The organism is Rhodococcus sp. Leaf225, assembly GCF_001426145.1.
GTDB lineage: Bacteria > Actinomycetota > Actinomycetes > Mycobacteriales > Mycobacteriaceae > Rhodococcoides.
In genome coordinates, this window is record NZ_LMRN01000009.1 from 573,886 (window position 1) to 599,773 (window position 25,888).

Sequence of the window (25,888 nt, forward strand, 5' to 3'; positions counted from 1 at the left end):
TTAGGATGACCGCATGCCCATGGCGTACAGCGCGACCAGCGCGATCATGAACATCCTGCAACTCATCGCTCTGGTGGGTGTGGCGTTCGCGCTCTTCCACGCCATCCGCCAGCGCCCCGACGCCTTCACCGCCGCGGACAAGCTGAACAAGCCGGGGTGGGTGGCCATTCTCGCGGTCGCGCTGCTGATCCTGCTCGTCTTCCCGGTGGTGGGCTTCGTCGGCATCATCGCCGTCGTCGCCATCGGTGTGTACCTCGTGGACGTGCGGCCCAAGGTCGACGACATCCAGCGCGGACCGCGCTGGTAGCTAACCCTGGCCGGTGACCGTGAGCCAGAGCAGTGCCGCGTTGAGCGCCACGATCAGGCCGGTGGTGACGACGGCGAGGACCACGGTGGTCCGTGAGTTGATGCGGGCGCCCATCACCGCGCTGCTGGAGGTCATGCGCACCAGCGGGATCAGCGCGAACGGAATGCACAGGCTCAGCACCACCTGACTCAGCACCAGCGCCAGCGTCGGATCGACGCCGATACCCAGGACCACCAGCGCGGGAATCAACGTGACGACGCGGCGCACCTGGATCGGGATCCGCTTCTGCAGCAGTCCCTTCATGATCTCGGCACCGGCGGCGCAGCCCACCGAGGTCGACGCGAGACCCGAGGCGAGCAGGCCGACGGCGAAGATCGCGGCGACCGCGGGCCCGAGATTGTTCTCGATGGCCGCGTGCGCGCCGTCGATGGTGTCGGTGCCCTCCTCGCCGCGGAACGCCGATGCGGCGAGCAGCAGCATGCCGATGTTGACGCTGCCGGCGATGATGAGCGCGAACGTGACGTCCCACTTGGTCGCGCGCAGCAGGCGGTCGAGCTTGCCGGAGTCCTTCTCGACGCCGTGACGGTCGCGGGCGAGCGCGGAGTGCAGGTAGATGGCGTGCGGCATGACCGTCGCGCCCAGCATGCTGGCCGCGAGCAGGACCGATCCGGAGCCGTCGAACCCCGGTACGAGACCGCCGGCGACACCGCCCGCGTCGATGTCGGTGAACAGCAGGCCGGTGAGGAAGCCGATCGTGATGATGGCGAGCATGCCGATGACGACGAACTCGAAGGTGCGCTGACCCCGCCGTGACTGGACGGCCAGGATCACCATCGACACGACGCCGGTGATGAGACCGCCGACGAAGAGCGGAACGCCGAACAGGAGGTTGAGCGCGATGGCGCCGCCGATCACCTCGGCGAGGTCCGTCGCGATCGCCACGGCCTCGGCCTGCACCCAGAACGCCCGGCGGGGCCAGGGACGCATGCGGTCGCCGAGCATCTCCGGCAGTGATCGTCCGGAGACCAGGCCCAGCTTGGCCGAGAGGTACTGGATCAGTACCGCCATCGCATTGGCGGCCACGAGTACCCACACGAGGAGGTAGCCGTAGCGCGCGCCCGCGGTGAGATTCGCGGCGACGTTGCCCGGGTCGACGTAGGCGATGGCGGCGACGAACGCGGGGCCGAGCAGCGTGAACAGCCGGACGGGAGTGATGCCGCCGGATGTGGGTGGACGAGTTCCGATGCGGTCGACCATGACGGAAGTGTAGGGCACCCGGCGCGATCGTGTTCGCCGGGCCGTACCGATAAGTTAGGGCACCCGCATCATGTCTCGTCGTCCACCCATTCGAGCAGGTCACCCGGCTGGCACTCCAGCACCCGGCACATGGTCTCCAGGGTGCTGAACCGCACCGCGCGGGCCCGCCCGTTCTTGAGTACGGCGACGTTGGCGGGGGTCAGTCCGACGCGCTCGGCGAACTCGCCGACGCTCATCTTGCGCTTGGCCAGCTCCACGTCGATGCGGACGACGATGGGCATCAGATGACGCCCTCGAGGTCGGCGCGCAGGTCGGTCGCCTTCCGCAGCAGGGCACGCATGACCATCATCAGCAGTGCGGCGACGCCGACGATCATGCAGAGCAGGAACAGCAGGAGCACGGGCCCCGGATCGTCCGCGCGGAACCCGACGACGAGGAACACGACACCGAGCGACACCCCGGCGGCCACGATCGCGCGGACGATCGCGTCGACCCACACGAACGCGGCACCGGAGAAGATGCGATCCCGGCGGACGAGAGTGAGCAGCTTCCAGGTGGCGATGACGACGATCTGCACGCACACCACCCAGAAGATGGTGAGCGCGGTGAGGGGCCATCGGAGGTACGCGGATTCCGGGTTCTCGCGGGCCATGTGCGCGAACTGTCCCGGCAGCGACATGACCTGGAACAGGACGAGCAGGGCGAACAGGCCGGCGAGGAACATCCTGAGTGTCGCGAGGACGCGTCTTTCCGTGATCATGCATCGAGTATCGGTCAGGATCTATCGAAAATCAATAGGTACTGGTGCGGGAGGGCGGCAGGGTTAAGGTCTGAGGGTGCCGGACTCCCCACTCGACGATGCTCGCTCGCGTGATCCCCGGGATCTCCGCCGAGTCGGCCTGACCGAGTACCGGATCGACGACCTCGCCAGGGAAGCCGGCGTGAGCGTCCGCAACGTGCGCGTCTATCAGGACCGCGGTCTGCTGCCGCCCCCGCGCAAGGTGGGTCGGACGGGCTGGTACGACGAGTCGCACCTCGCTCGGCTGCAGATGATCTCGCGCATGCTCGACCGTGGCTACACCTTCGTCACCATCAGCGAACTCCTCACCGCGGCGCAGTACGGACTCCGCGTCGAGGACGTCCTGGGCACCGAGGATCCCGACGGCGCCGCCAACGTCGACCACCCGGCGCGGCTGACCCGCGACGAGATCGACACCATGTTCGACGGACGGATCAGCGACGACGATCTGACGCGTGCGGAAGCGCTCGACGTCTTCTCCCGCGACGGGGACGGCTACCGCATCGAGAACCCCGCCCTGGTCCGCGCGGCCAAGGTGCTGTTCGACGCGGGTCTCGCGCTGCCGGACATCCTGTCCCGCACCGAGCGCGTCCACCAGGACCTGACGAGCGTGTCCCAGCAGTTCGTGCGTCTGGTCGTCGACAGGTTCGTTCCGGGCGGCGCCGATCCGTTCACGCTCGACCCCAGCGAGCTCTCGGCCATGGCGGACCTCATCACCACCCTGCGTCCGCTGGCCAGCCGTGCCGTGCAGGCGCTCTTCTCCGAGACCATGGACGCCGAGATCGTGCACGCGATGGAGAAGGCGCTCAGCGGCGACGCCGCCACGGAGGACAGCGGCGACGCCGCCACGGCGGACACCGACGACAGTGACGGCAACGGCGCGAGCACCAGCTCGAGCAGCAGGACAGGAGACCGATGAACACTCGTGGTGCAGTGGTGACCGCTGCCGTGGCCGCGGTCGCGGTGGCCGGTGCAGCCTCGATCCGGGCGACTCGACGGGCGTCACCGCCCTCGGCGCGGATGGCGGACACCGATGTACTGCTGGCGCGTCCGGAGCTCACCCCACGGGTGCGCACGGTCGTCGCCGAGGACGGTGCCGCGCTGCACGTGCGCGAGTACGGCGACCCGGACGCCGCCCCGATCGTCCTCAGTCACGGATGGACCTGCTCCGCCGACTTCTGGGCGCCGCAGATCAACGACCTCGCCGGACGGTACCGCGTCGTCGTGTACGACCAGCGCGGGCACGGAGCCAGTGAGGTGGGGACCCGGCCGCTCGGTGCCGACGTCCTGGGGGACGACCTCGCCGCGGTGCTCGACGCGACGGTCGACTCGGACACCAAGGCCGTCGTCGCCGGACACAGCATGGGCGGCATGTCCGTGATGAGTTGGGCGGCACAGTATCCCGCGCAGGTGCGCCACTACGTGAAGGCGATATTGCTGGCCAACACGGCCACCGACAGTCTGGTCCGCGAGACCACTGTCATCCCGTTGCCACCCGGTGTCGCTCAGGTGCCGGCGCGGGTGGCGTCGAGCGTGCTCGGATCGGCACTGCCCATCCCGTCGAGTCCGTTCTCCGCTCGTGCTCTGAAGTACGTGACGATGGGCGCCGAGTCCACTCCGGCGCAGGTGGCGTTCTGCGAACGCATCGTGCGCGAGTGCTCCCCTCGAACGCGGGGCATGTGGGGATCGGCGCTGTCCGCGTTGGACATTCACGACGCGCTGGAGAACATCGACGTCCCGACGTCGGTGATCGTCGGTACTCGCGACCGCCTGACGCCGCCGGTGCACGCCCGCAAGCTCGCCGATCGACTCTCCCGCGCCGGAGTGCTGGGCCGGTTCCTCGAACTCGACGGTGTCGGACACATGAGCTCGGTGGAATCGATCGCGGAGTTCGACGCCGAGCTGGTCCGGCTGGCGGAGCTGCCGGCATGAGCGACGACACCAGGGGGGACGCCTACACCGAGCGGCTGCGCGAGCTGCAGGGTGCGCGGTGGAAACGCGTTCTGCGCGTGCAGGCTCCATACCAGTGGAACATCCGACGCCATCTCGCTGGGCGGCGCGTTCTCGACGTCGGCTGCGGGATCGGCCGGAATCTGCGCAACCTTCCCGCGGGCAGCGTCGGTGTCGATCACAACGTCGCGTCCGTCGAGTTCTGCCGCTCGCAGGGCATGACCGCGTACACACCCGAGGAGTTCCACGCCCTCGGCGACACGGGCTTCGACGGCATGCTCATGGCCCACCTGCTCGAGCACCTGCCGCCGGGCGCGGAGGGTGAGGTGCTGACGGAGTACCTGCCGTGTCTGCAGCCGGACTCCGTCGTCATGATCGTGTGCCCACAGGAAGTCGGGTTCGCCAGCGACCCGACGCACACGAGCTGGTTGGACGCCGCCGACCTGCTCGCCCTCTGCGCTGCCGCCGGCATCGAGCGCACGACGTCCGCCTCGTTCCCGTTCCTGCGTCCGGTGGGAAAGCTGTTCGTCTACAACGAGACCGTCGTGGTAGGTCGAACCCCAGCTGCCTGATACGACCAGCTGTCTAGTCGAACACCACGGTCTTGCGGCCGTGCACCAGCACACGGTCCTCGAGGTGCCAGCGCAGTCCGCGCGCGAGCACCATCTTCTCGATGTCGCGGCCCTGACGGACCATGTCGGCGACCGCGTCCGCATGGTCGATGCGGATGACGTCCTGCTCGATGATGGGTCCGGCATCGAGCTCGGCGGTGACGAAGTGGCACGTCGCGCCGATGAGCTTGACCCCTCGTGCGAACGCCTGGTGATACGGCCGGGCGCCGACGAACGACGGCAGGAAGCTGTGGTGGATGTTGATCGCGCGCCCGGACCAGTGCTCGCACAACGACTCCGGCAGCACCTGCATGAAGCGCGCCAGCACCACCGCGTCGGGGGAGTAGCCGTCGACGAGGTCGCGGAGCGCGTCGAAGGAGGTCCCGCGCTCGCTGGGGTGCTTGGGGAACGGAACATGGTGGAACTGCACACCGTGTGCGCGCGTGACGGATTCGAGATCGGGGTGGTTTCCGATGACCGCTTCGATGGTCGCCGGCAGTTCTCCGCCGGCGGCGCGCCCGAGCAGATCGTGGAGGCAGTGTCCCTCCTTGCTCACCAGGAGCACGACCTTCTTGCGCTCTCCGGAATCGTGCAGCGACCACTCGGATTCCGGGCCGATCTCCGCGGCGACCGCCGCGAACCGTGCGCGCAGCTCGTCGACTCCGATGTCGATCGACGAGGCCGCGACGGCCTGACGGGTGAAGAACCAGCCACTGTCCGCGTCGGCGTGATAGGCGGCCTCGACGATCGAGCCCCCGAGATCGGCCAGGAAGGTCGCGATGCGCGCGACGATGCCCGTGCGGTCGGGGCAGCCCAGGGTGAGGACGTAGCGGCGAGAGTCGGAGCGTGGAGATTCGGGCGGCATGGGCGCCATTGTCTCACTGACACCCGTCCCTTCCTGACCGATCCCGACCGGCCTCCGTCTGGAAAGGTGGAGCGCATGACAACCCTCACGCGCACCGACGTCGCCCGCATGGTCGATCACACTCTGCTCAAGCCCGAGGCGACGGTCGCCGACGTCCGGGCGCTCGTCGCGGAGGCGAAGGATCTGGGCGTCCTCGCGGTCTGCGTGTCGCCGTCGATGCTCCCGGTTCGTGACACGGGTGACCTGGTGGTCGCCGCGGTGGCGGGGTTCCCGTCCGGAAAGCACCACTCGTTGATCAAGGGTTCGGAGGCGCGTCTGGCGGTGCAGCACGGGGCGCGCGAGGTCGACATGGTGATCGACGTCGGCGCCGCGGTGGAGGGTGACTTCAACGCCGTCCTGGCGGACATCATCACCGTCCGGGAGGCGATGGGCGAGAACGCCGTCCTGAAGGTGATCATCGAGTCGGCGGCGCTGCTCGCGTCGGCGGACGGGGAGCGCGCGGTGATCGAGTGCTGCCGGGCGGCGGAGCGGGCCGGCGCGAACTTCGTCAAGACGTCCACGGGGTTCCATCCCGCGGGTGGAGCGTCGACGGAGGCCGTGAGTCTGATGGCCCGCACCGTCGGTGGCCGCCTGGGTGTCAAGGCGTCGGGCGGGATCCGCGATGCGGACACCGCCCGAGCGATGATCGAGGCCGGCGCCACCCGACTGGGCCTGTCCGGGACCCGCAGCGTGTTGGACGGCTTCGCCGACTAGCAGGTGACCTGCTGCTGACCGCCCTGCGCGGCGGGGATCGTGTACTGGCCGCCGCTGAGGGTCATGTGGATCCCGGTGTCGGTCACCTCGAGGGCGTCCGGCGTCATGCCGAGCGGGTACGCCTGCAGGCTGTCCGTGAGCACCGAGACGACGCTGTCCGCGAGGTCGGTGGGAATGCCGATGCCGAGGATCGACGCGTCCGTGGTCTGGACCTCGATCGTGTCGCCCTGCACCACGGGCTTCACGGTGAGTTCCGCGAGTCCACCGACGATGGCGAACTTCAGCGTTCCGGCGGCGGGATCGCTGGTCACACCGGACACGACGCTGCCGACGCCCTGCTCCTGCAGGGTCGCGAGGATGCCGCCGGTCGACCACGTGACGTCGGCCGAACTGCTGCCGATCTGACCGGACATGGTGTCCGTGGAGGTGAGGTCGACGTCGTTCACGGTCGCCTGGACCTGCATGTCCTGTGCGGGCCCGAACTTCGTGTCGTCGCTCGAGATGTCGACGGACGAGAACTTCTCGGTCGCGAGGGAGAACAGGACGGGCTGCAGGCCGAGGCCGACGTCGATCTGTGAGCCGAGTTCGCTCTCGAACTGGGTCGTGAGGCAGTTCTCGACGCGGTTGCGGGCATAGAACTCGCCGCCGACGAGTGCCGCGATGACGACGATGACCAGCACTCCGGCGATGAGAGGCACCCGGGAGCGTCGTCTGGGTGCGGTGTCGTGAGTCATGAGAGACAGTGTGGACGACATCTCTGAGGTTCCTCTGTGGACCGGCCGATCGGGTGCACGGCGACAGCGCCATTTCTCTGTGACGCGTGACACAACCACGTAGGCTCTTCGAGCATGGCGGGCGACGATGTGGCGGAACGTCTGGACGGCGTGGTCGCCGAACAGGACGGGTACTTCACCGCAGCTCACGCGCTCGATGCCGGGTATCTGCCGTCCGAGATCGAGGCGCACGTCGCCGACGGATCCTGGACGCGGGTCGAGACCGATCTGCTCCGGTTGTCGGACTGGCCGAACCACGATCTCGAGGAGTACTCGAAGTGGTGCGTGTGGCTGGGCGCCACCGCGGTGATCTCCCACCAGAGTGCGGCCGAGTTGCACGGCATGGGCAGCCTGCACCCGCAGTTCGTCCACGTCCGGGTCAGCGGGACGGCGCGAGCGCACGACCAGCGCCTCGCGATCCATCGGGGACGCCTGACGGGCGCGGACATCGAGCTCTCCGGTGCCTTCCGCATGACGACGCCGGTGCGCACCGTGCTGGATCTCGCGGCGGGCGGCATCTCGCAGTTCACCCTCGACGAAGTGGTCGCCGACGGTCTGGTGCTCGGACGACTGGTCGTCGACGACCTCTTCGAGCAGGCTGTGGAGTGCGGTGACCGGGTGGCCGAGCGGGTGGAGACGGCGCTGCGCTGAGAGGATGTTCCTCTCATGCGCACGCTGCTGATCGACAACTGCGACTCGTTCACCCACAACCTGGCCCAGTACCTGGAGCAGGTGTCCGGCACCGCCCCCATCGTCGTGCACAACGACGTCCCGTGGTCCTCCCTCCCGCTGGACCGGGTGGACGCCGTCGTCGTCTCGCCAGGCCCGGGCCGCCCGAGTCGCCCGGCCGACATGGGCGTCAGCAGCAGGGTGATCCGGGACGGTGGTCTGCCGCTTCTCGGGGTGTGTCTGGGGCATCAGGGCATCGCGGACAGCTGTGGTGGCGTCGTCGATCTGGCACCCGAGCCCATGCACGGCCGGATGTCCGACGTGCGGCACGACGGCACCGATCTCTTCGCCGGCCTGCCGTCGCCCCTGCGCGTGGTGCGGTACCACTCCCTCACCGTCACGGCCCTGCCCGACGAGCTCGAGGCGACGGCGTGGACCGACGACGGGGTGATGATGGCGCTGCGTCATCGGTCACGGCCGCTGTGGGGAGTGCAGTTCCATCCCGAGTCGATCGGCACGGAACGTGGACTGCAGGTGATCGCCAACTTTCTCGACCTCGCGCGGGACGCCCGCCCGAGCACCCACACCTCCGCGCCGACCGTGGCGCCGCGTGACCCGGTCGTGCGCGACCCCCGCTACCGGGTGCTCGTGCGCCGTCTCGACGTTCTACCGGACCCCGAGGAGGTGGCGCGCCCACTCCGCGGACGGTCCACGTTCTGGCTCGACTCGAGCGCCGAGCTCGACGGCAGTGCCCGGTTCTCCTACCTCGGACCCGGTGACGGCCCACTGGCGGAGGACGTGTCGTACGACGTCGCCACCTCGTGCGTGACGACGACGACCGCCGACGGCACGACCGAGGAGACGGTCACGTCGTTCCTCGACCACCTCGGGGAACAGATCGCGGCGCGGGCCGTCGACCGGGTGCCCGCGGTGCCGTTCGACTTCGCCCTCGGGTACGTCGGTCACCTCGGCTACGAGCTCAAGGCCGAGACGGGCGGAGCGGCGGCGCATGCCTCGCCGACGGCCGATGCGCGAATGATGTTCGCGGACAGGCTCATCACGCTCGACCACCGCGATCGGTGCACCTATCTGCTCACCCTCACACTCGTCGGTGGCGACGACACCGCGGCGCTCGGATGGTTGGACGAGACCGCCGCGGCCGTGACCGCGCTGCCCCGTTCGGAGCGCGGTCGCCCGGCCGTGTCCGACACCCCCCTCGGCGCGCTGCCGTCGGTGATCGACACCCGGCACGACGACGGCGCGTATCGCGCGGCGATCGCGGACTGCCTGGAGCAGATCACGATGGGGGAGAGCTACGAGATCTGTCTTACCAACGAGATGAGCGTGCCGTTCGACGGCGACGCCGCCGACCTCTACCTCGCGGTGCGGCGCGCCAGTCCCGCCCCGTACGCGGCGTTCCTGCGATTCCCCGGGCTGGCGATACTCAGCGCGTCACCGGAGCGCTTCCTGCGGATCACGGCGTCGGGCGTCGTGGACTCCAAGCCCATCAAGGGAACTCGGGCTCGCGGGCGCACGCCGGCGGAGGACGCGGCCGCGCGCCTCGACCTGGCGACGAGCGAGAAGGACCGCGCCGAGAACATCATGATCGTCGATCTGGTCCGCAACGACCTGAATCAGGTGTGCGTGCCCGGGTCGGTGCACGTGCCGGTGCTCTTCGACGTGGAGAGCCACACCCATGTGCACCAACTGGTCTCGACGGTCGAGGGGCGGGTGCGCCCGGGGCTCTCGGCCGTCGACTGTGTGCGCGCGGCGTTCCCGGGCGGATCGATGACCGGCGCCCCGAAGCGCCGCACGATGGAGATCATCGACCGCCTCGAGGGCGGGCCGCGCGGCGTGTACTCCGGTGCGCTGGGCTGGTTCTCGCTCACCGGCGCGGCGGACCTGTCCATCGTCATCCGGACCGTGGTGCTCGCGGACGGCCGGGCGTCGGTGGGAACGGGCGGCGCCGTCGTCTCGCTGTCCGACCCGCAGGACGAGGTGGACGAGATGCACCTCAAGGCCGACGCGCTACTGCGTGTCCTCGGCGGGAGCGACGGCCGACCACGGTAACGCGAGCACGTTGTCCCGCAGTCGTCGGCGCGGCACGGTGACCGGAAGTCCCTGCGCCGCCAGGGCTGTCAGCGCCGCACGCCACCGCACGCGGGGTCCGAACGGTGCCAGCGGCGCCGCCACGTCCCACGCCCGATCGGCCGCCCGCAGCACCTCGTGCACGCGCTCGCCCGCGACATTGCGGTGGATCAGGACCTTCGGCAGCCGCTCCGCGATGTCCGACGGCCGCTCCACCGTGAACGGATCCCAGGCGATGGTCAGACTGCGCGGTCCCGACGCGTCCACGGTGACCCACGTGGCCCGACGCCCCAGTTCGTCGCACGTGCCGTCGACGAGGAGGCCGCCGTCCGCGAGAGCGGAGGTGATGCGTGCCCACGCACCCGGTACCGCGTCCTCGGGATACTGACGCAGCACGTTGAACGCGCGCACCAGGTGTGGCCGCAGTCCCGCGAGTTCGAAGCCGCCGCGGCGGAAGGAGACACCGTCCCGATCGGGGACGACGCGGGACGGCTCGATCTCCAGCCCGACGACGGCGACGTCCGCACGGACGGTGCGCAGTCGCGCGGCCAACTCCAGAGTGGTGACCGGACTGGCGCCGTAGCCCAGGTCGACGACCAGGGGACGCGCCGCGCCGCGGAGCAACGCTCGGACGTCGGGATCGTGCACCAGTCGGCGATCACTGCGCCGCAGCCGGTTGATGTTGGTCGTCCCGCGAGTGACCACACCCTCCGGACCGATCCGGGAGATCACAGTGCCCAGCAGTTCGTTCCGCTCATCCCGACCGGCCTCCGGCCTACCCGCCGGTCAGGCGTTCTTCGTGAGCCAGTCGTGCGTGACCTCGCCCTCGCCCCGCCACAGATCGACGAGGTTGACGAGCATCAACTGTTCGAGCTTTCCGCCGATGAAGGGGATGTACACCTTGGCCTCGGACGTGGTGCGCAACGTGGAGCCGGCCTCGGTGGCGAAGAGGGACGTCGTGCCGGTGAGGCTGCCCGGGCCGGCGGGAATCGACGCGTCGTACTTCCCGGCGGTGGTCTCCGAGTACGCGTCGTGATGGATGTTGCGGGTGATGACCATGTCCTTCTTCATCACCGCCTGCGCGACGTCGGGCAGCGTGTCGCGCGGAATGATGTGCCGCATGACCACGTCGACACCGTCCGCCGTGACCTCGAAGCGCGTGAGCTCGTTCTCCGAGTACTTGCGCAGCTCCTCGATCACCGCGTCCCAGTAGTCACGCGTCGTCAGCGCCCCGTACACCTGCTCTGTGGTGAACGGGAGACGAGCCGAGTAGTTCATGCGACGTGCCATGGTCGATGAGGTTACCGGTGAGTCAGAGGTGCTCCGGCGCCCAGGTGTCGGTGAACTCCTGCTCGGCGTCGATCAGCGCGAGAACCTGCTCGATGACCGCCTGCTCGATCTTGCCGCCGAAGATCGGCACCTTGACCTCGGCCTGACCCGTCGCCGTCAGGCTCGATGCGGAGCCCTTCGAGCGCAGTGCCAGGGTGCCCGTGATGGACGCCGGGGCGCCCTCGACCTTGGCCTCGAAGGTGCCCGAGGCGCCCTGCGCGTCGAGGGAACCCCACGACTCGGTCCGGTGGATGATCAGATCGCCCGGGCGGATGCTGGTGATGGCGCCGGGCAGGAACTCCTCCGCGATGGCCTGGGTCATCGACACCGACACCGTGCGGCTGTCCGCGTCGTCGCCTGCGACGGTCACGTCGTTCAGCTGTGCCTTGGGGCCGCCGACGGCCTCGAGCCGATCGGTCCAGTACTGCTCGGTGGTGAGGGCGGCGTGGACGTCGGACGCGGCGAGCGTGGACGGGACCGTGTGATCGAACCTGCGTGGCATGAGCTGAGATTAACTCTGTGCGGCGCGCTCGGACCGCAGCGGGTGGCCCTTCGACGTGAGGCACTTGCCCGTCTCGAGGTTCCAGTCCCAGCCGTGCAGATTGCACGTGAGCGTGGTGCCCTCGATGACACCGAACTTCGACAGATCCGCCTTGAGATGCGGGCAGCGCCGCTGGATCTCCCAGCCGTCCTTGACGATGGTGGCCGTGTCGTCGTGTGCCTCGGCGAACCAGCCGTCCGCGTAGGCGATGCGCTCGTCGGTGAGGCACTTGAAGAACGTGTACAGGAACTCGTTGTAGCCACCGACCCGCTTCGCCCGGAACCGCGTCGACAGGAAGATCGAGTTGACCCAGTCGGACTCCCCGTCCCGCAGCACCGTGCGGACCAGCTCGGCCGGAATCTCGAACGTGTAGCGGAACTTCTCGTCCTGGATCGGTTCGCGGACGATCCGCTTCGGAAAATCGAGCACCACTCTGTCGGCAGCCACCGGAGGTCGACCGGCCTCCGGCCTGCCCGTCAGATTCAGCTCCACCGGGTATCCGATGCCGTCGGAGATCTGGTCGGTCTGCGCCATGATCGGCTCGAACAGTGCGCGCAGCGGTCCCAGCAGCGGCTCGCCGGCTGCGGTCGCCCACGACGCCTTCTCGGCCGCGATGACGTCGGCCTGACGCTGCGCGTACGCCTCGATGTAGTCGGCCTTGCCGGTGGTGAAGATGGCCTCCACCTCGTCGGTGGGCAGCGGGTGCGCCAGCTCGTTCAGGTCGGAACCCGCGAAGTCCGCCGTGGTTCCGGGCATCATCAGCAGGCCCTTGTCGTGGCCGTGGCGGCGCATCTGGTCGAGGAACACCATCTGGTCGGGGAAGATGTTCGCCGGATCGCCGTAGACGTCGTTGAGCGAGCGCAACTCCTCGTCGAGGAAGCACGGGGGACCTGCGGACGGAATGACCCACGTGGCGCCGACCTGCTCGATGTACTGCCGACACCGGTCCATCTGACGCTGCCGCTTCTGCGTCCCGAACGCGTCCTTGGCGCGCTGCGGCATGTCGTAGACCATCGGGTACCAGATGGCGCCGGAGTACTGCAGCATGTGGACGTCGATGTGTCCGAAGGCCTCGGTCATCATGTCCAGGTCGACCGGCCGGGCGTCGTTCATGTTGAACGCGGTGGTCTCACCGTCGCTCACCACCAGACCCGAGTCGCCGATGGGTCCGTCGGCAGGAGCGCGCAGCGCCACGATCATCACGTCGAGGTCGCCCTTGGGGCCGGACACCGTGTGCTTGACCGAGTCGGTCGTCTCGAAGAACCTGGTGAAACCGAGCTTCTCCAGCTCCGTGCGCAGGTCCGGCACCGGGTAGTCGGGGAGCAGCACGACCGCGTCCTTGCTGACGTGCTTCGCCAGGTGCTTCGGATCGAAGTGGTCCTTGTGCAGATGCGAGACGTACAGGTAGTCGCAGTTGCCGAGCTCGTCCCAGTCGAGCTGGGAGTTGTCGGGGAACGGGAACCACGACGCGAAGTACGCGGGGTTGACCCACGGATCGCACAGGATGGACCCCGCAGACGTCTGGATGTGAAATCCCGCGTGTCCGACACTGGTGACCTGCACGTGAATCCTCCCGAAATATGGAACCTGGTTCGGTGACCATGGTAGGCGTGCACACCCGGTGCTCACGACGAGGCGGGGGCAGCGCCGGGTAGCGTTCACCCCCGTGACGAGCAGTCCCCTCCAGTCCGCGACGGCCCCGGAGACCGGCGATCCCGGCTCCGCGACGGCCGCGCACCGCCCCGTGTCCTTCGCCGACCTCACCACGATCCACGTCGGTGGCCCCGTCGGACGTCTCGTCGAGGCGACCACCTCGCAGGAGCTCGTCGACGCCGTACGCAGCGCCGACGCGGCCGGAACTCCGGTGCTCGTCATCGGCGGCGGCTCGAACCTGCTGGTCGGAGACGACGGTTTCGACGGCACCGTCGTCCGCGTCGCGACGTCCGGGCTCCGGGTCGAGGGCACCAGGATGCACGTGGACGCCGGAGTCGAGTGGGATCTGGTCGTCCGCACCGCGCTCGATCACGGGCTCGCCGGCATCGAGGCACTCTCCGGCATCCCGGGCAGCACCGGCGGAACGCCCGTGCAGAACGTCGGCGCGTACGGCGCCTCCACCTCGGACTGGCTCGAGTCGGTGACGGTGCTCGACCGGGAGAGCGGGGAGGTCGAGGTGTGGGACAACGCACGCTGCGGCTTCGGCTCGCACCGGTCGTCGGCGTTCAAGTACACCGATCGCTACGTCGTGGTGGATGTCACGTTCGCGCTCCGACGCAGCGCCGAGTCGGCGCCGGTGCGGTACGCGGCGCTCGCCGAGCGGCTCGGCGTGCGCATCGGAGAGAGCGTCTCGGCGCGCGAGGTGCGCGATGCCGTGATCGCTCTGCGGACCGATCGCGGCATGGTGTGGGACGAGGCGGAGCACGACTCGTGGAGTGTCGGGTCCTTCTTCCTGAACCCGATCGTGTCGTCCGTACCGCCCGAGGCGCTCGGATCGCCGCAGTTCACGGACCCGAAGGGCATCAAGCTCAGTGCTGCCTGGCTCATCGAGCACGCCGGGTTCTCCCGCGGGTACGGCGAGCGCGTCGGCACCGGACGGGCCACCCTCTCCACCCGCCACGTCCTGGCCGTCACCAACCGGGGCGGCGCGAGTGCAGCGGACGTCACCGCCCTCGCGTCACACGTGCGCGCGGGTGTGCAGGAGAAGTACGGCATCACGCTGACCCCCGAGTGTCGCCTGGTGAACTGCACGCTCGACTGATCGGTCTGTTGCCACAGGTAACGTCGTCCCCGTGAAGATGCAGGGGAGAACACCGTACGCAGCCGTCCTGGCCGTGCTGGCACTCGTGATCGCGCTGGTCGCGGGGTGCTCCGGCACACCCGGGTCCTCGGAGAGCGCCGCGCCGACCACCGAGGCCGCGCCCGTGGCGGCGGTGACCTACGCACCGGCGGCCGGTGCGACCGACGTCTCACCCACCGCTCCGATCTCCGTCTCGGTCGCGAACGGCACCTTCGAGGCCGTGTCGCTCACCACCGCCGACGGCCGCGCCGTCGCGGGAACGCTGGACCCGGCGAAGACGACGTTCACCGTCACCGAGCCCCTCGGGTACGACGCGGTCTACACGTGGGCAGGGACGGCAGTCGGCAGCGACGGCAAGCCGGTGCCGGTCGAGGGCACTCTCGGCACGGTGGCGCCGCAGTCGATCACGTCGGTCTCCACCAACATCGGTGACGGCCAGGAGGTCGGTGTCGCGGCGCCGATCATCCTGAAGTTCGACGACGCGATCGTCGACAAGAAAGCGGTCGAGAAGGCGCTGACGGTGACCACGAATCCGCCGACGGCCGGCTCGTGGGCCTGGCTACCCGACGACGGCGGGTCCCGCGTGCACTGGCGTCCGCAGAACTACTGGGCCCCCGGCACCACCGTCGACGTGTCGGCGAAGCTCTACGGCGTGAACTACGGCGGCGGCGCCTACGGCGACTCGGACGTCACGGTGAACTTCACCATCGGTCGGAGCCAGGTCGTCGTCGCCGATGCGACCAGCCACCGCATGCAGGTGGTGCGCGACGGCCAGACCGTCATGGACATCCCGGTGAGTTACGGCGAGGGCAACGAGGATCGCAACGTCACGCGCAGCGGCATCCACGTCGTCACCGAGAAGTACGAGGACTTCCTGATGTCCAACCCGCCGTACTACGAGAACGTGCGGGAACGGTGGGCCACCCGCATCTCGAACAACGGCGAGTTCATCCACGCCAATCCGCTGACCACGGGAGTACAGGGCTCGTCCAACGTGACCAACGGCTGCATCAACCTCTCCACCGAGGATGCGCAGACGTACTTCCAGATGGCCGTCTACGGTGACCCCGTCGAGGTCACCGGCACGCGCATCGATCTCTCGGCGGCGGACGGCGACATCTACGACTGGGCGATCGACTGGCCCACATGGCAGAGCATGAGCGCCCTGACTGCCGCGTGAGAGTCGGACTGCCGCGTGAGAATCAGGTCCGGCGGCTGAAACGGCCGTTCGGGGCCTGATCGCGCGGGCGCACGACGATGGTGTCGAGGTTCACGTGCGAGGGGCGGGACGCCACGAAGCCGATGACCTCGGCGATGTCGGCGGCCACCAACGGGTCGATGCCCTCGTAGACCTTCGCGGCCTTCTCCTCGTCACCGTCGAAGCGGACGAGGGAGAACTCCGTCTCCACCGCGCCCGGAGCGATCTCGGTCAGACGCACGGGCGTGCCCAGCAATTCGCCGCGGAGCGTCCGGTGCAGCACGCCCTGTGCGTGCTTGGCCGTGGTGTACCCGGCGCCGTTGTCGTACGTCTCGAACGCGGCGATGGACGTGATGGTCACGACGAGACCGTTACCGGACTCGATCAGCTTGGGCAGCAGCGCCTTGGTCATGCGCAGCGTGCCGACGACGTTGGTCTCCCACATCCACTGCCAGTCGTCGAGGTCCGCCTCGAGGATCGGGGCGAGGCCCTTCGCGCCGCCCGCGTTGTTCACCAGGACGTCCACACGCGGCAGCACCGAGGTGAAGGCCGCGACGGAGTCCTCGTCGGTCACGTCGAGGGCGAGGGCGGTGCCGTCGATCTCCTCGGCCAGTGCCTCGAGGCGGTCGACGCGGCGGGCGCCCACGACCACGTGATAGCCGCCGGCGGCGAGTGTCCGCGCGGTGGCGGCGCCGATCCCGGAGCTGGCTCCGGTGACGACGGCGGTGGGGCGGTCGGTCTGGGTCGACGGTGTCGTCGGAACGCTGGTCATGGGAACCAGGCTAGATCGCGTCAGCTCGCGATCGCGCTGTAGCCCGACGCGTCGCCGGCGACGACGCGCGAGTACTCGCCCTGCACGCTGACGGGAACGTCGCCCGCGAGGGTGATGCGCTCGAGGCGGCGGTACTGGTCGTCGTAGTCGGAGACGGCGTAGTGCTGGGTCGACCGGTTGTCCCAGATGGCGATGTCGCCGAGCTCCCACGACCACCGGATGGTGTTCTCCAGGCGGGTCACCCGGTCCTGCAGCAGCTCGAAGAGTGCGCGGAACTCCTTGGAGGAGAGGCCCGGGAACGACTTGGCGAAGTGGCCCAGCAGGATCGCGCGCTTCCCCGTCTCGGGATGCACGCGCACCACGGGATGCTCGACCTCGAAGTACTCGCTGCGGAACTCCGCGCGGTAGCGCTCGGCCGTCGACGTGACGGACTTCTCGGCAGCGGTCGCCGCGTAGTCGTAGATGTTGGTGTGCACGGCCCACAGCGACTCCGCGAGGGCCTTCATCGCGGGCGGCAGCTGCTCGTAGCCGGCGGTCGCCGACGCCCACGTGGTGGTGCCGCCGTACGGGGGCAGGTGCACGGCCCGCAGGATCGACGCCTTCGGCACGCGGTCGACGAACGTCACGTCCGTGTGCCAGCTGTCCGCCTTGTCGTACGTGGAATCGATGGCGAGAGTGCGGGTTCCGCGCGACCGGACCGTGGGGTGCGGGGTGGTGGGGATCCCGAGCCGCTCGGCGAACGCGTACTGCACCTTCTCGTCCACGTGATGCTGGCCGCGGAAGAACACGACCTCGTGCTCGAGCAGCGCCTCGTTGATCTCGTGCACGATCTCGTCCGGGAGATCGCCGCCGATCTGCACGTCGTCGATGCGTGCGCCGATGTTCGCGCCCAGTTTCACGGTCTTCATGGGCTCACTGTGATGCCGAAGTCGCAGGTTGTCCACCCTTCGAATCACCTCGAGCGAAACAGGCGATTCTGCAGCGCGGCGACATCGGTGCTACTTTTCGGTCATGGCACCAGCGAGGAAGTCCGCACCGCGGGTCACGTATGTGACCGCCGCGCTCGGTTCCCGTCTGCCTCTCGCTCGCGAACTCTGTTGTCGACGCGGTCTCTCACGAGTCTGATCGCGCGTCGACGGACGACCTCCATGTGAGGTCCGACGATCGGGTGTGACCGGCCTCGTTCCCAGGCTCCCGGCCCATCCGTCTCGCTTTCGAGGGATTCCCATGTCTGCCCCCACCGTTCTCGCCCAGAATTCTGCTCCTCGTACGCCGGGTTCCGCCACGCGGTCCCCGTACGGACGTCCCCACCGGCCGAGGCCGGCGCGCGTCGTCGCGCCCGAACTGCGCGTCAGCGACACTCCGGCCGCCGTCGTCCTGCGCGCCGTGGTGCAGCGCGGCCCCGTGTCGCGCGACGTCATCGTCTCGGCCACCGGCATCAGCACCGCCACCGTCAACCGCCACGTCAGTGCGCTCATCGCCGCAGGGCTGCTGCGTGAGCGTGCCGATCTGTCCACGTCCGGCGCCGTCGGGCGTCCCCGCGTTCCGGTGGAGGTGGACCACGAGGGGCAGTGCACCCTCGGGGTGCACATCGGCGCGACCACCACGCGCATCGTCGCCGTCGACCTGCGCGGCACCGTGCTCGGCGGCGTCGAGATCGCCACACCCTCCGGCCCGCACGCCGGCGCACTGCGCTCCATCGCGGAGAGTGCCGCGTCCTTCGCCGCACGGTGGCACCGGCGCCGCATCCTGTTCGTGGGTGTCGCCATCGGTGGCCGCGTGAACGTGCAGAAGGGCACCGTCGATCACCCTCGCCTCGCCTGGTCCGACGCCCCGGTGGGCGCGGTCCTGGGCGAGCGGCTCGGTGCCGTGGTGGCCGTGGCCCCCCACGTCGAGGCGATGGCGGCGTCGGAGTTGCTGCTCGCGACGGAGTCGGCCCCGGAGGATGCGGGAAGGCCGGAGGCCGGTGGTTCTGTCGGCGGCCGGCCGGGTACGTCGCTGTACTTCTATGCGCGGGAGATGACGGGGTTGGCGCTGACCATCGACGGTCGGGTGCACACCCCCGCGGGCGGCCCGGGGTCGATCGCTCATCTACCGACCGGCTCGGACGCCGTGTGCGACTGCGGGCGTACGGGATGCCTCGAGGCGACCGTGAGCGATCGGGCCGTCGTGGCCGCGGCGCAGCGCGCCGGACTGCTGGAGGAGTCGGAGCGTTCCATCGCTGCGGTGTACCTGGCGGCGCGCACGGGTTCCACTGTGGCACAGGGACTTCTGAACGACCGCGCCGATGCGCTGGGTCGCGCACTGGCGTTGGTGCACGATGTCGTCAACCCCGACAGCGTGCAGGTGGGCGGTCAGGCGTTCACCGCGTATCCGGCGGCGATGGAGCGCGTCGAGGCCGCGTTCGAGTCCTCCAGTTCGGTCGCGACGTCGCGGCGAGTGCGGGTCACCAGCTTCGGCAAGCGCGTGCAGGACCACGCTGCGGCGGCGGTGTCCCTCGGCTCGCTCTACGCCGATCCCGTGGTGACGATGCGGAAGATCGACGCTCAGCGCTGATCGCACGGGGAATACTGCGGACATGACAGCACCCGATCTCCGGTTCTACTTCGACCCGGTGTGCCCGTTCGCCTGGATGACCAGCAGGTGGGTCCGCCTCGTCCAGGCGCAACGGGACTACACCGTCGACTGGAGTTTCATCTCCCTGCGACAACTCAACGCGCACATCGACTACGCGACGCACTTCCCGCCGGAGTACGAGGCGGGACACACTGCGGGACTCCGGCTGCTCCGGGCTGCCGCGAGCGTGCGGGCCGAGCACGGCCGGGAGGCGATGGGCCCGCTGTACGCCGCGCTCGGCGCGCGGATCTTCGATGCGGAACCGGTGCCCGACGAGGCCGGTGCTCACGCGCACCGCGGAACGGCCGAGTTCCTCGCACCGATCCTCGCCGGCCTCGGGCTGCCCGAGCATCACGTCCGGGCACTGGACGACACGTCGTTCGACGAGGAGATCCAGGCGTCGACCGACGAGGCGCTGTCGCTCACGGGCAAGGACGTCGGAACACCGATCATCCACGTCGAGCCGCCCGAGGGCGTTGCATTCTTCGGCCCGGTCATCAGCCGGCTCCCGTCGGACGACGACGCGGTCGAGTTGTGGGACCACGTCGTGGGACTGGCACGGTTCCCGGGATTCGCGGAACTGAAGCGCAGTCTGCGGGAGCTACCCCAGCTGCGGGCTCTCGGTGTGAGCGAGGACGAGGCGGGCGTGCAGCAGGACTGGCACGGCGGTAGTCGGCGCCGGAAGAAGTAGCTACCGCGTCGGCGCGGGGTACTTCGCGAGGTACTTCTCCCGCTTCGCGGGCTGGATGTTGGAGCGCCGGAGGTCGCCGTCGTAGTGCGCGACCACGCGCTTGTCCATCAGCGCCCGCCACAGGAACGGGAAGTACGACACAAGGATCAGGGGCGCGTAACCCGCTGGGAGCTGCGGAGATTCGGGCATGCTCCGCAGCACCTGGTACCGGCGCGTGGGGTTGGCGTGATGGTCGCTGTGTCGTTGCAGGTGGTAGAGGAAGATGTCGGAGACGGCGTAGTCGCTGTTCCAGCTGTGTTCCGGAGTGCAGCGCTCGTAGCGTCCGTTCTCCTTGGTGCGCCGCAGCAGCCCGTAGTGCTCGAGGTAGTTGACGGCCTCGAGCAGCGAGATCCCGTACACCGCCTGCAGAACCAGGAACGGCAGCAGTTCGACACCGAACACGCCGACCAGCGCACCCCACAGGGTGAGGCTCATGAGCCAGGCGGTGAGATTCGCGTTCGAGAAGGAGAAGGTGCGCTTCCCGGTGCGGTGCAGACGATCTCGCTCGAGTGCCCACCCGGAACGGAATCCGCCGAGAACGCTGCGGGGGTAGAACTGCCACAGGGTCTCACCGAGACGCGAGCTCGCCGGATCCTCCGGAGTGGCGACCCGGACGTGATGCCCGCGATTGTGTTCGACGTAGAAGTGCCCGTAGAAGCTCTGCGCGAGCACGATGCGCGAGAGCCACTGTTCGTACTCGACCTTCTTGTGACCGAGCTCGTGCGCCGTGTTGATGCCGATGCCGCCGACGAGTCCGATGGTCAGCGCCACGCCGATCTTCGAGGCGAGTGACAGGCCGTTCTCGAGCCCGAGCCACGAGAGGTCGTCGGCCGTCAGTAGATGGGACGACAGCCCGATGCCGAAGAACTGCATGGGGATGTAGGCGTAGACGCAGCCGCGATACCAGAAGTCGGCCTCGAGAGATTCGACCAGATCCTCGGGCGGATTCTCGTCGAACGGGACGACGATGCGATCCGCGATGGGGACCACGACGTAGAGGAACAGGGGACCCGACCACCACGCGACCTGTGACACTCCCGGTGCCCACCACTGCAGTCCGAAGACGATGCCCACGGAGATGAGCGGAAGCATCGGAGCGATGAGAGCCCACGGCCAGTAGTACCGGTTGAGGTCACGCCATTCGCCCGTCTTCGGCGAGATGGAGCGCTGGTGTGTTTCGGTCACGACGGAACTTTACCGACGAGTCGACGCTGCTCAGGCCGCTGCACGAGCCCTTCTGACATCCCACAACGTGCGCCCAATATGTTGGTGGCATGGCAATACGAGAGGCGCTCGGGCGCGACGGAACATCCCTGGTCTACCGCGTCACGGGAGACGTCTCGGCTCGACCGTTGGTGCTGCTGCACGGCTGGGCCCAGACCGGAGCCTGCTGGGGCGACGACCTCCTCGCCGACCTGTCCGAGCGGTACCGCGTCATCGCGGTGGACCTGCGCGGGCACGGCATGTCCGGTGCCCCCGACGTCGGTTACGACCGGTCCGCGCTGTGGGCCGGGGACGTGCACGCCGTTCTCGAGCAGGAGGGCATCCGCTCGGGTGCGGTCCTGCTGGGCTGGTCCTACGGCGGTCTGGTGCTGTGCGACTACCTGTCGGTGTACGGCACCGGTGCGGTGGCGGGTGTCGTCTTCGTCGCGGCGATCACCGCGATCGGTCCGGACCGACCCGGCGGCGCCGTCGGCACGGCGATGCGTGCGGCGATCCCCGGCGCGATGAGCGAGGACTCGCGCGTGGCCATCAGGGCGCTCGCGAGTTTCGGCAACGCCCTCACCGGACCCGGCGAAGGACACGGCGCCGCAGCTCAGGCACTGTTCGGCGCCAGCCTGGCGACGCGTCCACGCGTGCGGTCCGCGGTGTTCCGGCGCGACGTGGGACACGACGAGACGCTGGCGGCGCTGGACGTCCCCACCCTGGTGATGCACGGCACGGCGGACACGGTGGTGGACGTCGGCGCGGGTCGGCACACCGCCTCCGTCGTGCCCGGTGCGTCGACCTCGTGGTGGGAGGGCGTCGATCACGGCCCGTTCGTCGCCGATCCGCCGCGGTTCCTGGGGGAGGTCACGGACTTCGTCGACGCGCTGGGCCGCCGGACCTGACCGGGTGGGCGCGCACCTGCGACGCAATCGGACAGGGCACACTGGAACGGTGGTCCGCCGTCACAGCCCGCATCGGGTAGCCGTGTTGTCGCTGCACACGTCTCCGCTGGCGCAGCCCGGCACGGGGGACGCGGGCGGCATGAACGTGTACGTCCTGCAGACCGCCGTGCAGATGGCGGCGCGCGGAGTCGAGGTGGAGATCTTCACCCGGGCCACGTCTTCCCGTGACGAACCCGTGGTCGAGGCCGCGCCCGGCGTACTGGTGCGCAGCATCGCGGCCGGCCCGTTCGAGGGTCTCGACAAGCACGACCTGCCCACCCAGCTCTGCGCCTTCGCCGCGGGCGTCCTGCGCGAGGAGGCACGGCACGAGCCGGGCCACTACGACATGATCCACTCGCACTACTGGTTGTCGGGGCAGGTCGGCTGGCTCGCCCGCGACCGGTGGAAGGTCCCCTTGGTGCACACCGCTCACACGCTCGCCGCGGTGAAGAATCTGTCGGTGGCGGCGGGGGACAAGCCGGAACCGGCGGCCCGCCGCATCGGTGAGAAGCAGGTCGTCGAGGAAGCCGATCGGCTCACGGCCAACACTCTCGACGAGGCCCGGGCTCTCGTCGATCTGTACGACGCGGCCGAGGACAAGATCGACGTCGTCGCGCCGGGAGCGGACCTGAGCATGTTCCGGCCGGGCGATCGCGCCGCCGCTCGACGCTCCCTGGGGCTGGACGCCGACGACCCTCTCGTGACGTTCGTGGGACGGATCCAACCTCTCAAGGCGCCGGACGTCCTCGTCGCGGCCGTCGCCGAGATCCACCGGCGGGACCCGTCGTCGCGCGTGCGCGTGCTGGTGGTCGGTGGCCCGTCGGGCACCGGTCTGGAACGGCCCGACTCCCTCATCGAGCTGAGTCGCCGGCTGGGCATCGAGGATCGGGTGACGTTCCTCCCGCCGCAACCCCCGGACAGGCTTGCGGACGTCTACCGCGCGTCGGATCTCGTTGCGGTGCCCAGTTATTCGGAGTCCTTCGGTCTCGTGGCCATCGAAGCCCAGGCGTGCGGTGTCCCGGTGGTCGCCGCGGACGTCGGGGGCCTCGGTGTGGCGGTGCGGGACGGGGAGACCGGCGTGCTGGTGCAGGGCCACGATCCGGCCGACTGGGCCACCGCGGTGCAGTCGTTGCTCGCCGACGACCGTCTGCGCACCGTGATGGCGTCGAATGCCTCACGACATGCGGAGAACTTCTCGTGGGAACACACCTCGGACGCGTTGCTGGACACCTACGCCCGCGCGGCGTGGAGATTCGGCAGTACCGCGGGTGTCGAGAGACCGACGGGTGAGTTCTCGCCTCGCAGACCCCGTGGTTTGTGGCGACTACGACGGACAGGACCGGTGAGAGCGCTGTGACGACGACCGACCAGGTGACGGAACTGATCGACTCGGTGTTGGCCGACCGGGAGTTGGACTACTCCCGGGCCACCGACACGCAGTTCGTCGTGGACCTTCCCGGTGAGAAGAAGCTCAAGACCTCGACGATGCTGACGGTCGGCAACCACGGCGTGCGCATCGAGGCCTTCGTGTGCCGCAAGCCCGACGAGAACTTCGAGGGTGTGTACCGATACCTGTTGCGGCGCAACCGCCGTCTGTACGGAGTGCACTACACGATCGACAAGATCGGCGACATCTACCTCGTCGGCAAGATGTCGACGCACGCGGTCACGGGAGACGAGATCGACCGCATCCTCGGGCAGGTGCTCGAGGCGGCCGACGGCGATTTCAACGTGCTGCTCGAACTGGGCTTCGCCGAGTCCATCCGCCGCGAGTGGGCGTGGCGCGTCTCGCGCGGCGAGTCGCTGAACAACCTGAAGGCGTTCGAGCATCTGGTGAACGGCAGGCCGGACGACGGGCCCACGTCCTGGGTGCAGCCGGCGGACCGAGCGGACGACGACGACCGGGGCTGATTCGGACACCGTGCAGGTAGGCTCCTTCGTGTGATGGCTGTCACCCGGAATGTCCGAAGGATGTTTATGTGACCGCCCGACACATTAAGGTTGCCTTTCTGTCGTCCCTGCTGTGCCGATGAGGAGTTCCATGAGTTTCCGCAGCCCGTACCCCGACGTCGAGATTCCCGAGCAGAGCGTCTACGAGTTCCTCTTCGGTGACCTCACCGAGGACGACCTCGCGCGCCCCGCCCTGATCGACGGCCCCAGCGGCGCCGTCACCGACTACCGCACTCTCGTCGGTCAGATCAACGGTGTCGCAGGCGCACTCGCCTCGCGCGGAGTGAAGGTCGGCGACGTGGTCGCGGTGCACTCGCCCAACGTGCCGGCGTTCGCGTCGGTGTTCCACGGCATCCTGCGCGCCGGTGCGATCGCCACGACGATCAATGCTCTGTACAACGCCGAGGACATCGCGAAGCAGCTCACGGACTCGTCCGCGACCATGATCTTCACGGTCTCGCCGCTGCTCCCGCAGGCGAAGGCCGCTGCGGAGCAGGTCGGTCTGTCGGCCGATCGCATCGTCGTGCTCGACGGCGCGGAGGGCCACGAGTCGCTGCGTGACCTCCTCACCGAGGGTGCACAGGCGCCCGACGTCAACTTCGACCCGTCGACCCACCTCGCGGTGCTGCCCTACTCCTCGGGCACCACGGGACGGCCGAAGGGCGTCATGCTCACGCACCGCAACCTGGTGGCCAACGTGTCGCAGATCGAGCCGCGCATGGGCGCGAACCGGGACGACGTCCTGCTCGCCGTGCTGCCGTTCTTCCACATCTACGGCATGACCGTGCTGCTCAACCTCGGCCTCAAGGTGCGCGCGTCGCTGGTCACGATGCCGCGCTTCGATCTCGAACAGTTCCTGAGCCTCACCACCGAGAAGAAGATCACCTACCTCTTCATCGCGCCGCCCGTCGCCGTCGCACTGGCCAAGCACCCGATGGTGGACCAGTACGACATCTCCAGCGTGCGGATGGTGTTCTCCGGTGCTGCCGCCCTCGACGAGAACCTGGGCAACGCCGTCGCGAAGCGACTGAAGACCAAGGTGCGTCAGGGTTACGGCATGAGCGAGCTGAGCCCCGTCTCGCACGCCATCCCGTTCGACGGTGACGACATGCCGCTGAGCAGCTGCGGCACCGCCGTCGCCAACTCGGAGAACAAGCTCGTCGATCCGGCCACCGGCGAGGAGGTGGCCTACCCGGAGCCCGGCTCGGACAAGGTCAGCGAGCCCGGTGAGCTGTGGATCAAGGGCCCGAACGTCATGGCCGGATACCTGAACAACGACGCTGCGACGGCCGAGACGCTCGACGCGGACGGGTATCTGCACACCGGCGACATCGCCGTCGTCGACGGTCGTGGGTGCGTCAGCATCGTGGACCGGCTCAAGGAGCTGATCAAGTACAAGGGCTACCAGGTGCCGCCCGCCGAGCTCGAGTCGCTGCTGCTCACGCACCCGCAGATCGCCGACGCGGCCGTCATCGGCGTGCTCGACGACGAGGGCGAAGAGGTACCGAAGGCGTTCGTCGTGCTGCAGCAGGGCGCCGAGCTCACCGAGGACGACGTCATGACGTTCGTGTCCGAGAAGGTGTCGCCGCACAAGAAGGTTCGCCGCGTGCAGTTCATCGACACGGTGCCGAAGTCGGCGTCCGGCAAGATCCTGCGCAAGGATCTGCGCGCGGCCGAGCCTGCCGCCGGCTGACACTCCCTGTACCACCCGAACACCCTCTCCAGCGTGCTGGAGA

27 protein-coding genes are annotated in these 25,888 nt (G+C 68.8%); 15 read left to right on the forward strand and 12 right to left on the reverse strand.

The genetic code is table 11. From position 1 onward, the window contains the following. Nucleotides 1–13 precede the first annotated feature (13 nt). Nucleotides 14–307 (forward strand): DUF2516 family protein, encoded by a 294-nt coding sequence (locus tag ASG69_RS07105; RefSeq protein ID WP_027506325.1) that lies wholly within the window; start codon nucleotides 14–16, stop codon nucleotides 305–307. Here ASG69_RS07105 and ASG69_RS07110 read toward each other — a convergent pair whose 3' ends face one another. From ASG69_RS07110 to ASG69_RS07120, 3 genes are all read right to left on the reverse strand, one after another. Next, nucleotides 308–1,564: an Nramp family divalent metal transporter gene (locus ASG69_RS07110; protein WP_051613478.1), complete on the reverse strand. Its 1,257-nt coding sequence runs from the start codon at nucleotides 1,562–1,564 to the stop codon at nucleotides 308–310. 68 nt (nucleotides 1,565–1,632) lie between these two features. After that, a complete protein-coding gene (locus ASG69_RS07115) occupies nucleotides 1,633–1,845 on the reverse strand; it encodes a helix-turn-helix domain-containing protein (RefSeq protein ID WP_027506327.1) in 213 nt (70 codons plus the stop codon). Beyond that, the gene (locus ASG69_RS07120; RefSeq protein WP_056441565.1) at nucleotides 1,845–2,324 is read right to left on the reverse strand and encodes a DUF2975 domain-containing protein; all 480 of its coding nucleotides are present in this window, start codon (nucleotides 2,322–2,324) and stop codon (nucleotides 1,845–1,847) included. The genes ASG69_RS07115 and ASG69_RS07120 overlap by 1 nt, the downstream gene beginning before the upstream one ends. Nucleotides 2,325–2,400: 76 nt before the next feature. On the opposite strand from ASG69_RS07120, the gene ASG69_RS07125 reads away from it, so the two are divergent. From ASG69_RS07125 to ASG69_RS07135, 3 genes are read left to right on the forward strand one after another with little or no spacing between them, the layout of a single operon-like run. Continuing rightward, nucleotides 2,401–3,282: a MerR family transcriptional regulator gene (locus ASG69_RS07125; RefSeq protein ID WP_231476397.1), complete on the forward strand. Its 882-nt coding sequence runs from the start codon at nucleotides 2,401–2,403 to the stop codon at nucleotides 3,280–3,282. Beyond that, nucleotides 3,279–4,295 (forward strand): alpha/beta fold hydrolase, encoded by a 1,017-nt coding sequence (locus tag ASG69_RS07130; RefSeq protein WP_027506329.1) that lies wholly within the window; start codon nucleotides 3,279–3,281, stop codon nucleotides 4,293–4,295. The genes ASG69_RS07125 and ASG69_RS07130 overlap by 4 nt, the downstream gene beginning before the upstream one ends. After that, nucleotides 4,292–4,885, forward strand: a complete 594-nt coding sequence (locus ASG69_RS07135) for a class I SAM-dependent methyltransferase (RefSeq protein WP_056441568.1) — start codon at nucleotides 4,292–4,294, stop codon at nucleotides 4,883–4,885. The genes ASG69_RS07130 and ASG69_RS07135 overlap by 4 nt, the downstream gene beginning before the upstream one ends. A gap of 13 nt (nucleotides 4,886–4,898) precedes the next feature. Here the strand turns inward: ASG69_RS07135 and purU are convergent, their stop codons facing one another. Next, nucleotides 4,899–5,789, reverse strand: coding sequence for a formyltetrahydrofolate deformylase (gene purU / locus ASG69_RS07140; RefSeq protein WP_056442301.1), 891 nt, complete (start codon nucleotides 5,787–5,789; stop codon nucleotides 4,899–4,901). Nucleotides 5,790–5,864: 75 nt separating this feature from the next. Here purU and deoC point away from each other — a divergent pair, with 75 nt between their 5' ends. Then, nucleotides 5,865–6,542: a deoxyribose-phosphate aldolase gene (gene deoC / locus ASG69_RS07145; protein WP_037186135.1), complete on the forward strand. Its 678-nt coding sequence runs from the start codon at nucleotides 5,865–5,867 to the stop codon at nucleotides 6,540–6,542. On the opposite strand, the gene ASG69_RS07150 is transcribed toward deoC, so the two are convergent. Further along, nucleotides 6,539–7,276 carry an LmeA family phospholipid-binding protein gene (locus ASG69_RS07150; RefSeq protein WP_056442304.1) on the reverse strand — a complete coding sequence of 246 codons (738 nt, stop codon included), beginning with the start codon at nucleotides 7,274–7,276 and terminating at the stop codon, nucleotides 6,539–6,541. The genes deoC and ASG69_RS07150 overlap by 4 nt on opposite strands. A 114-nt stretch (nucleotides 7,277–7,390) precedes the next feature. On the opposite strand from ASG69_RS07150, the gene ASG69_RS07155 reads away from it, so the two are divergent. Both ASG69_RS07155 and pabB read left to right on the forward strand, forming a co-directional pair. Beyond that, the gene (locus ASG69_RS07155) at nucleotides 7,391–7,966 is read left to right on the forward strand and encodes a type IV toxin-antitoxin system AbiEi family antitoxin domain-containing protein (RefSeq protein WP_051613467.1); all 576 of its coding nucleotides are present in this window, start codon (nucleotides 7,391–7,393) and stop codon (nucleotides 7,964–7,966) included. A gap of 15 nt (nucleotides 7,967–7,981) precedes the next feature. Next, nucleotides 7,982–10,054 (forward strand): aminodeoxychorismate synthase component I, encoded by a 2,073-nt coding sequence (gene pabB / locus ASG69_RS07160; protein ID WP_056441571.1) that lies wholly within the window; start codon nucleotides 7,982–7,984, stop codon nucleotides 10,052–10,054. On the opposite strand, the gene ASG69_RS07165 is transcribed toward pabB, so the two are convergent. From ASG69_RS07165 to ASG69_RS07180, 4 genes are read right to left on the reverse strand one after another with little or no spacing between them, the layout of a single operon-like run. Continuing rightward, the gene (locus ASG69_RS07165) at nucleotides 10,013–10,804 is read right to left on the reverse strand and encodes a class I SAM-dependent methyltransferase (protein ID WP_414891209.1); all 792 of its coding nucleotides are present in this window, start codon (nucleotides 10,802–10,804) and stop codon (nucleotides 10,013–10,015) included. The two genes, pabB and ASG69_RS07165, sit on opposite strands and share 42 nt — an antisense overlap. A 54-nt stretch (nucleotides 10,805–10,858) precedes the next feature. Then, nucleotides 10,859–11,362 carry a DUF2505 domain-containing protein gene (locus ASG69_RS07170; RefSeq protein ID WP_027506337.1) on the reverse strand — a complete coding sequence of 168 codons (504 nt, stop codon included), beginning with the start codon at nucleotides 11,360–11,362 and terminating at the stop codon, nucleotides 10,859–10,861. A gap of 22 nt (nucleotides 11,363–11,384) precedes the next feature. Further along, entirely contained in the window at nucleotides 11,385–11,903 is a 519-nt protein-coding gene (locus ASG69_RS07175; protein ID WP_056441577.1) for a DUF2505 domain-containing protein, read from the reverse strand. Between the two features lie 9 nt (nucleotides 11,904–11,912). Beyond that, entirely contained in the window at nucleotides 11,913–13,505 is a 1,593-nt protein-coding gene (locus ASG69_RS07180; protein WP_056441582.1) for a Rieske 2Fe-2S domain-containing protein, read from the reverse strand. A gap of 103 nt (nucleotides 13,506–13,608) precedes the next feature. Here ASG69_RS07180 and ASG69_RS07185 point away from each other — a divergent pair, with 103 nt between their 5' ends. Beyond that, a complete protein-coding gene (locus tag ASG69_RS07185) occupies nucleotides 13,609–14,697 on the forward strand; it encodes a UDP-N-acetylmuramate dehydrogenase (RefSeq protein ID WP_082544305.1) in 1,089 nt (362 codons plus the stop codon). A 37-nt stretch (nucleotides 14,698–14,734) separates the two neighbouring features. Then, nucleotides 14,735–15,916 carry a L,D-transpeptidase gene (locus ASG69_RS07190; protein WP_037186261.1) on the forward strand — a complete coding sequence of 394 codons (1,182 nt, stop codon included), beginning with the start codon at nucleotides 14,735–14,737 and terminating at the stop codon, nucleotides 15,914–15,916. Between the two features lie 22 nt (nucleotides 15,917–15,938). Here ASG69_RS07190 and ASG69_RS07195 read toward each other — a convergent pair whose 3' ends face one another. Together ASG69_RS07195 and ASG69_RS07200 are read right to left on the reverse strand one after the other, a co-directional pair. Further along, nucleotides 15,939–16,706 carry an SDR family NAD(P)-dependent oxidoreductase gene (locus ASG69_RS07195; RefSeq protein ID WP_027506342.1) on the reverse strand — a complete coding sequence of 256 codons (768 nt, stop codon included), beginning with the start codon at nucleotides 16,704–16,706 and terminating at the stop codon, nucleotides 15,939–15,941. A gap of 20 nt (nucleotides 16,707–16,726) precedes the next feature. Then, nucleotides 16,727–17,614, reverse strand: coding sequence for a TauD/TfdA dioxygenase family protein (locus ASG69_RS07200; RefSeq protein ID WP_056442310.1), 888 nt, complete (start codon nucleotides 17,612–17,614; stop codon nucleotides 16,727–16,729). A 319-nt stretch (nucleotides 17,615–17,933) separates the two neighbouring features. Here ASG69_RS07200 and ASG69_RS07205 point away from each other — a divergent pair, with 319 nt between their 5' ends. Beyond that, entirely contained in the window at nucleotides 17,934–19,262 is a 1,329-nt protein-coding gene (locus ASG69_RS07205) for an ROK family transcriptional regulator (protein WP_056441585.1), read from the forward strand. 22 nt (nucleotides 19,263–19,284) lie between these two features. Further along, nucleotides 19,285–20,013, forward strand: coding sequence for a mycothiol-dependent nitroreductase Rv2466c family protein (locus ASG69_RS07210; protein ID WP_056441587.1), 729 nt, complete (start codon nucleotides 19,285–19,287; stop codon nucleotides 20,011–20,013). Here ASG69_RS07210 and ASG69_RS07215 read toward each other — a convergent pair whose 3' ends face one another. Next, a complete protein-coding gene (locus ASG69_RS07215) occupies nucleotides 20,014–21,237 on the reverse strand; it encodes an alkane 1-monooxygenase (protein WP_056441590.1) in 1,224 nt (407 codons plus the stop codon). Between the two features lie 89 nt (nucleotides 21,238–21,326). Between ASG69_RS07215 and ASG69_RS07220 the strand changes: the two genes are divergently transcribed. From ASG69_RS07220 to ASG69_RS07235, 4 genes are all read left to right on the forward strand, one after another. After that, nucleotides 21,327–22,163 (forward strand): alpha/beta fold hydrolase, encoded by an 837-nt coding sequence (locus tag ASG69_RS07220; protein WP_056441593.1) that lies wholly within the window; start codon nucleotides 21,327–21,329, stop codon nucleotides 22,161–22,163. 16 nt (nucleotides 22,164–22,179) lie between these two features. Next, the gene (gene mshA, locus ASG69_RS07225) at nucleotides 22,180–23,559 is read left to right on the forward strand and encodes a D-inositol-3-phosphate glycosyltransferase (protein WP_414891293.1); all 1,380 of its coding nucleotides are present in this window, start codon (nucleotides 22,180–22,182) and stop codon (nucleotides 23,557–23,559) included. Continuing rightward, nucleotides 23,556–24,113 carry a YbjN domain-containing protein gene (locus tag ASG69_RS07230; protein WP_056441596.1) on the forward strand — a complete coding sequence of 186 codons (558 nt, stop codon included), beginning with the start codon at nucleotides 23,556–23,558 and terminating at the stop codon, nucleotides 24,111–24,113. The genes mshA and ASG69_RS07230 overlap by 4 nt, the downstream gene beginning before the upstream one ends. Nucleotides 24,114–24,243: 130 nt before the next feature. Then, nucleotides 24,244–25,845 (forward strand): AMP-binding protein, encoded by a 1,602-nt coding sequence (locus ASG69_RS07235; protein WP_056441599.1) that lies wholly within the window; start codon nucleotides 24,244–24,246, stop codon nucleotides 25,843–25,845. Nucleotides 25,846–25,888 lie beyond the last annotated feature (43 nt).